This window comes from Novacetimonas maltaceti (assembly GCF_002906255.1).
Lineage (GTDB): Bacteria > Pseudomonadota > Alphaproteobacteria > Acetobacterales > Acetobacteraceae > Novacetimonas > Novacetimonas maltaceti.
Window position 1 is genome coordinate 1 of sequence record NZ_POTC01000085.1, and the last position, 7,021, is coordinate 7,021.

Annotated in this window: 7 protein-coding genes; 3 read left to right on the forward strand and 4 right to left on the reverse strand. The window is 65.6% G+C overall.

Going from position 1 to position 7,021, the window contains the following annotated elements; genetic code table 11:
- The 3 genes from KMAL_RS15630 to KMAL_RS15640 form a co-directional block, all read right to left on the reverse strand.
- On the reverse strand, nucleotides 1–1,293 hold a 1,293-nt coding region (locus KMAL_RS15630), incomplete at its 3' end, for a hypothetical protein (RefSeq protein ID WP_408887937.1).
- Between the two features lie 79 nt (nucleotides 1,294–1,372).
- On the reverse strand, nucleotides 1,373–2,470 hold the full coding sequence (locus KMAL_RS15635; RefSeq protein WP_167400075.1) for a tetratricopeptide repeat protein: 1,098 nt from the start codon (nucleotides 2,468–2,470) through the stop codon (nucleotides 1,373–1,375).
- 66 nt (nucleotides 2,471–2,536) lie between these two features.
- Nucleotides 2,537–3,091, reverse strand: coding sequence for a GNAT family N-acetyltransferase (locus KMAL_RS15640; RefSeq protein WP_110096427.1), 555 nt, complete (start codon nucleotides 3,089–3,091; stop codon nucleotides 2,537–2,539).
- Between the two features lie 283 nt (nucleotides 3,092–3,374).
- Between KMAL_RS15640 and KMAL_RS15645 the strand changes: the two genes are divergently transcribed.
- Complete coding sequence (locus KMAL_RS15645) at nucleotides 3,375–5,015, forward strand: phosphoethanolamine transferase (RefSeq protein WP_110096428.1); 1,641 nt, start codon at nucleotides 3,375–3,377, stop codon at nucleotides 5,013–5,015.
- A gap of 351 nt (nucleotides 5,016–5,366) precedes the next feature.
- Here the strand turns inward: KMAL_RS15645 and KMAL_RS15655 are convergent, their stop codons facing one another.
- Entirely contained in the window at nucleotides 5,367–5,780 is a 414-nt protein-coding gene (locus tag KMAL_RS15655) for a hypothetical protein (protein ID WP_110096431.1), read from the reverse strand.
- On the opposite strand from KMAL_RS15655, the gene KMAL_RS17840 reads away from it, so the two are divergent.
- Together KMAL_RS17840 and KMAL_RS15660 are read left to right on the forward strand one after the other, a co-directional pair.
- The gene (locus KMAL_RS17840) at nucleotides 5,779–5,907 is read left to right on the forward strand and encodes a hypothetical protein (RefSeq protein WP_275399306.1); all 129 of its coding nucleotides are present in this window, start codon (nucleotides 5,779–5,781) and stop codon (nucleotides 5,905–5,907) included. The genes KMAL_RS15655 and KMAL_RS17840 overlap by 2 nt on opposite strands.
- Before the next feature lie 153 nt (nucleotides 5,908–6,060).
- Nucleotides 6,061–7,021: Gfo/Idh/MocA family protein (locus KMAL_RS15660; RefSeq protein WP_110096430.1), on the forward strand; the 961-nt coding region annotated here is incomplete at its 3' end.

A 7,021-nucleotide genomic window follows, 5' to 3' on the forward strand; every position in this document is an offset into this window, starting at 1 on the left:
GGTGACGGGAGGCGGGGCGGCGTTCGTGGTCCACTTTGCCTTCGGGTTGACGGTGCGGGTGCCGGTCCCGGCGGCCGCCCCGACCACGCCGCGATACTCCAGCATGGTCAGCACCGCTTCCACCGTTTCATACGACAGGTTGCCAAATCGTGCCCGCAGCGCGGCCTGTAGCGCCGTGTTGGTCAGGGTGAGACGCTGTGCCGCAAGCTCCATCGCCACGGCACAGATCGCGGCCATTTCCTTTTCGGAATGTGCGATCACGGCGCGGGTGCCGGCCTGGCCGGGCACGGTCACGACGCCATTATGTTCCATGCGCCGCAGGAGCGCGGCCGCCTGCTGCGCCGTGATGCCCATGTGCCGTTCCAACAGCGCCTCGCTCGCGCTGTTATGCATGACGCACAGGGCGAGGGCCGTGGCGTACGGATCGGAGCCGGTGGGGACAGAACCGGGGGTGCCAGATCCGGCGGGCGCAGGGGTGGCGGGAGGCGTGTTGTCGCGCCGCAGGAAGCTCGGGATGCCGGAATCGGCGCGATCGGGGCGGGCGGGGGCGGCACTGCCCGCGGGGGCATGCAGCACCTTTATCAATGTCGAGCCCTGCTGCAGCGTGGTGATGTAGCCATCGGCAGCCATCCGGTTGGCGTAGCAGAACCCGACGATCAGCGGCAGGGAAAACTTCCTGTGCATGTAGCCGATCAGATCGGTATGATCGAAGGTGACCCCGTCGGGGTTGGCGCTGCTCCTGTGGCTGGCCAGTTTGACGCACACGGCGTAATAGTGCGCGACATTCTGTCTGTATTGCTGATCCAGCCCTTCACTGTCGAGGGTAAGCTGCCACTTGTCCGTACGGCCGGGGACCAGGCCGATCGCCCCGCGCGTCGACACGCTGCCGTTTACAAGGTAGTCCATGACGTAGTCCATGACCGCTGGCTGCGCGGCGCCTGCCTCTGCGGGGGCCCTCAACGGGAGCGAGAGATTGAATTCCTTCAACAGGGTCTTGAGATCGGCCGATCCCTTCTCCAGCAGGAAGTTCCAGCTCCGGTATGCAATACAGTAGAGGTGGTTGGTCGCCTTGAAATCCGTAAAATCCAGGTCGACTGCGTCTTCCCTCGACAGCTTGAGCATCAGGTATACGAACTGCTCATTCGTCAGGGTATCCTGCCCCGTGAAGACGCGGTTGAGGAAGCTGTTGCCATCGACGTTCATGGCCAACTCCGCCGGCCCGTCGATCAGCGCATGAATCAGCAGGCGTTTCTTTCTCTGCTCTTCCTCCGGGCTACGGAAAACAGACGTCATCAAATTTGTCCTTCAGTCGAAAAAACAGCCTGCGGCACGGCATGTCCGTGCCGTGTCGCAATGCGCGATGCCCCGCGCATCAGGCCCTGGCGCGCGGCGGCACGAAGAACCGCGTTTCCATGTAATCACGCGCGATGGCGTGATCCGCGCTCAGCCGCGCGACGCCGCGCAGGAGGAAATTGAACGGATCATCCTCCCCCCTGCCCATCAGCGTGCACAGTTCCTCCCGGTGGGCCTCGAAACAGGTCCGCTCGCGCAGCGGGAGCAGGGCGGGATCGTCAAGGCTGAAATCTTCGGATTCGTCCTTTTCCATCTCCTCAAGGACATGGACATACAGCAGTGCCGCGATCGCTTCATTGGCGTGGCAGCCATATCCCTGCTCATAGAAAACGGCTAGGTTCGCGAGGTTTTCCCACCCCGCCCCCAGCGCGAACAGTCGCTGGCGCAGCCTGATGGCAACGGCAAGGTCCTGTTCCACCAGCGTGTTGTCTTCCTCGTCCTCGTAGGCATCGACCAGCGTGTTCAGGGCACGCCGGTCATCATGCAGCGCCGCGCGCGCCAGCCATTGCAGCGCCTGCACGCGCGCGGCCTCCCGCGTTGCGCTGTCCGGGGCCTTGCGCGCCTTCCTGAGCCAGTAATCCCCAACCTCGCGCATCGACTTCACATCGCCTGCGTCCGCCGCGCGGGTGTACCAGGGAAGGGCGGCGTCGGCGTCACATTTCCCAAGGCGGCCGTGGTCATAAATCTCCCCGACGCCCCAGTATCCTTCGGCGTGTCCGGCATCGCCGGAGCGTTTGTACCACGCCATGGCCGCCTGCACGTCCTTCGCATATCCACCTTCGGACAGCAGATACGCGCGCCCGACGCAGAACAGCCCCTCCCCGTTGCCGACATCGGCCGCCCTGCGGTACCATGCCACGGCACCGGGCCTGTCGCCCGCGCGGCCCGTGATGACCCCAAGCTGCATCATCGCCTCCGTATCGCCAAGGGCCGCCGCCATGCGCAGCGCCTCCACCGACAGCGGCGGTGGCGCGACGGGCGGCGGTGGCTCCGGCTGCACCTCCTTTGTGAAGCCTTCCGCGATCATGAGCAGCATCTGCGCATCCGGCACGAAGGGAATCGCGTCCAGCGGGTCCGTCTCGGGGATGTGCATCTCGGGGGTGTACCGTTCGCTCATTACGCGTTCCATTCCGTCATTCATGTAATGCGCCTGCCGTCCCCGCGCGGGGTGGCGCGGGCGCGACTATGCCACATCCGCGTCCGGCGCACGCGCCAGCATCACGCACGGCGCGTTGCGGTAGGTGCATGTCCCCGTCGGGTGATATCCCATGCGTGCCGCCAGCCGCAGGGAGGGGTGGTTGTTCGGGTCGATGATGGCCACCGTGCGCTGCGGGCCATGGGTGCGCGCGAACCAGTCATGGACGGCGCGCGCGGCCTCCGTCGCGTATCCCCTGCCGTGGGCGGCGGATGTCATGATCCACGCCACCTCCGGGCAGCGGTCGAACGCCGCGCCCAGCCCGCGATGGAAATCCGCCAGCCCCACATCCCCCACAAACCGTCCGTCCGCGCGGTCGAACACGCCGAACAGCCCGTAGCCCAGCGCCGACCAGTGCCCGATATAGCGCAGCAGGCGGTTCCAGGAATCCTCCTCGCTCGGGCGGGGGGAGGAGAGGAAACGGCGCGTCCCCTCGTCAAGGAACATGGCGCGCCATTCATGGAAATCCGACAGGCGGTGCGGGCGCAGTACAAGGCGTGGCGTCTCGATCACCGGGCCATCGGGGGGAAGTGGGTCTGCCATCGTCACTCCATGTTCTGTCGCCCCACGCAGGCGGACAAGAGCCATATCACGGATCAGACAGCCCGACGATGCTTCCTGCCCCCTGTTTCATTCGGAGTCATGCTTTCCAAAGGGCAATGCCCTTTGGTGGGGTTTCAGGGGCAAGGCCCCTGAGGCTGTAGGCCCACCACACAGGGGTTCGCGGCGGCGGCTGGCTGTATTACAGATCGTTTCATCCTTCCTGCCCCCATTGCGTATGGGCCGGGACGCATGCTGTCGTGTGCGAAACAGTCTTTCCGGGTCCATGACAATCGCCTTTTTCCGCCGTTTCCTGTCGCGTTCACCACGTCCCGATCCCTGGTTCTGGCTTCTTGTCGCCACGGCGCTGTCGCCTTCGGTGCTGTCGGTGCATGGCATCGTGCGCAGCGTGGCGACGGCCATGCTGCTGATGGCGGCGCTGGGGCGGCGGCGGCTGGTGGTGGTGGCGCTGCTGCCCGCGCTGCTGCTGATGCCCATGGCGCTGTATCATGTCCACCTGACGGGGCGCCTGCCCGGCGTGCAGTTATGGCTGGTGCTGTTTTACTGCTCGTTCCCGGTCATCATGGGATACCTACATGCGTTCTGGCCGTGGCTGGTGTTGTGGGTGGGGGCGTGCGCTGGTGCGGCCGGGGCGTATCTGGCGCGGCCGCGCGGGCCGGTGCTGGCGTCGGGATGGGGGCGGCATGGCTGGCTGCGGTGGTTCACGCTGCTGCTGGTGGTGCCGATGGGCGCGCGGGTCATGCAACTGAACCAGGAGAATTTCCACCGCGCCGTGAACTACAACCCGTTCTATGGGCTGGAGGATTTCTATGACCATTCCTATCCATGGAACCTGGTCGCGGGCTACCTTGCCGGGCGGCATGAAACCCGGCGCGTGACCGACATGGCGCGGCGGATGAACCACCAGCCGGTGCATTTCACCACCCCGCCCGACCGCGATCCGCCGCATGTCGTGGTGCTGGTGATTGGCGAAAGCGCGCGACGCGACCACCTGCACCTGTATGGCTACCACGTGCCCGACACGCCGGAGATGGAGCGCGAGGATGGCCTCCTGCGCTTTGGCGACATGGTGACGCCGTTCGATTACACGGTGGGCGCGGTGCCCGTCATCCTGTCGCAGTTCGACCGCGTGCTGTCGCCACGCATCACGCAGCACGACCTGATTTCGCTGTTCAACGCCGCGGGCTATGACACATGGTGGATCAGCAACCATCCCCGCCTTGGCCCGTATGACAGCGTGATCGGCGCCTATTCCGAACAGGCGCGCCACGTCGTCTATACCACCGTGCATGGCGGGATGATGAGCCGCCCGAAACTGGACGAGGCCCTGCTGCCCGAAGTCGCGCAGGCCCTGCGGGGCGCGCACGGCAACACCTTCATTGTCGTGCACATCTTCGGCAGCCATGAATTCGTGGCCGACCGCTTCCCCCGTTCCTATGCCCGCTTCGGGTCGGATTATGACGACAGCATCGCCTACAGCGACCATGTCCTGGCACAGGTCACCGACATGCTGCGCGCCCTGCCGGGGGACAACATGCTGTTCCATGTGGCCGACCATGGGGTGCGCGTGACGGAATGCACCGCCGGGCACCCGCAGCATGGCGACCTGAAACAGGATTACGCCGTGCCGTTCCTGATGTGGCTCTCCCCTTCATGGATCGCCCATCACCCGGCGCAGTACGACACCGTGCGCACGCACCTCGACGCGCCCCTGATGACATGGAACCTGCCCGACAGCATCGCCGATGCCGCCGGAGTGCACCCTGCCGACATGGACACCACGAAATCCGTGTTCTCCCCCCTGCTGGCCCGGCCGCACCGCGTGGTGCATGGCGATGGGGACAACATCAATGTCGATTACGACCACAGCCACAATACGGCCGAATGCCATATCATGCCGGACTGATTGGCGTGGGCCTCAGGGGCGTTGCCCCCGCCCGCCCACCAAAGGGCATTGCCCTTTGGAAACCATGAGTTTTAATGGAGCGCGGAGCGCGCTTGCTGCCGGGGCCGGGCGGCGTTCAAAGCTGTTTTTTCAGCTGGTGCGCGACCTTGCCCCAGAAGCTCATCTGCCTGAGGGCCACATCCGAAGAATGGCACTCCGGGCATGTGGGGCTGTACAGGAAGACATCGCCTGTCTGGTGGTAAAACTGTTCCCACCCGCACTTCCTGCATGAAACCAGCAGGTATGGCTTCTGTGGCTTCATGACCATGGCGACATTCCCCGTCCGTGTGTCATGCCCCGCAATATCCGCCGTCAGTGCTGCCGTGCGGCCTCGGGGTGGTGGCGGATGTAGGCGTCATAGCGGCGCTGGTCCACGCAGAAGGCAAGGTTCTTGTACAGCTGGATATGGCGCTGCGCGGTGACCTGCTGCTGGCAGGCGACCCTGTCGGCGTCCCTGTATTCATCCCACACGCCACGCAGGACGGCGGCCTTTTCCTTCTCGGCGGAGACGCAGGCGTATTTCACCTCGTCCCCGAATTCGTTGGCGCAGTCGGCGTCGATGTCATATTCGGGAAAGGCCGGGCTTGCCGCCGGCAGATGGACCGCCGGGTCGATATACAGGGAATCCAGCATCGCCTCCGACACCGCATGGGCGGGCCGCGCCCCCACCATCAGCGTGGCCGCCACAACCGACAGCACCGCCACAACGCCACCTGTCTTCTTCATGTCCGCAATCCTTTTACGCACATCCGGCCTGCCACCGCGCAGGCCCCCTGTCGCGCGCACTGTGATGGAGTTGCAGGGAATTGAAAAGCCCAAATCCGCCACCGCGCGCGCCGTCACGCCCGCGTGACGCCTGGTGGTGGCGATAATCCCGCCACACGCCGGGGTTGTGGCTGGACAGTGGCGCGCAATGCCGCAATGATGATGTCCCATCACCGCCAACAGGTCATGGCCGCGCCCCCGGACCATCGGCCTGCATGCCGCCTGTACAGGGACCGCCCGCATGACCGTACCCACGCCCCCTTCCCCCGCGTCACCCGGCATCGCGTCGCGCACGCCACGGCCCATCCGCATCGCGATCATCGGCACGGGCACGATCGCCAATACGCAGCATGTCCCGGTCATCCGCGCGCATCGGGGCTTCACCCTGGTCGCGGGCGTCAACCCCGCGCCGGTGACATGGTGGGCGGCGGCGACGGAGGGGACCAAGATGTTTTCGTCAATGTCCACCCTGATCCAGTCGGGGCTGGAGGTGGACGCGGTCGCGATCTGCACGCCGCCCGCCACCCATTACGCGCTGGCGGCGCAGGCGCTGGCGGCGGGGTGGCATGTGCTGCTGGAAAAACCGCCCACGCCCATCCTGTCGCAGGCGATGGACCTGCACCGCCTGGCGCGCAACGCACGGCGCACGCTGATGACATCGTGGCACGCGACCTGCGCCCCGGCCATCGCCCCGGCGCGCCAACTGCTTTCGGCCAACGGCATGCGCGCGATGCGCATCACATGGCGCGAAAGCGTGCAGAAATGGCACCCCGGCGCCAACTGGTTCTGGAAACCCGGCGGCCATGGCGTGTTCGACGCGGGCATCAACGCCCTGTCGATCGCCTGCGCGGTGATGGACGAACCGCTGTTCGTGCGCGACGCCATCCTTGACATCCCCACGGGGGCCGCCACCCCCTGCACCGCGCAGGTGCAGTGGACCACGCCCACCCTGTCATCCGGGCTGGAGGGGATATTCGACTGGACCCATCGCGGGACGGAGGTGTGGGACATCGCATGGACCCTCAATAACGGGCGCAGGCTGGTGCTGTCGCATGGCGGGGGCGGGCTGTCGCTGGATGGGGTGGGCATCACGCTGCATGGCACGCACGAATATGAATGTGTCTACAGCCGGTTCGAAACGCTGGTCCATGCCGGCGCGTGCGAGATCGAATACCGTCCGGTCGCCCTGGTGGAGGACATCC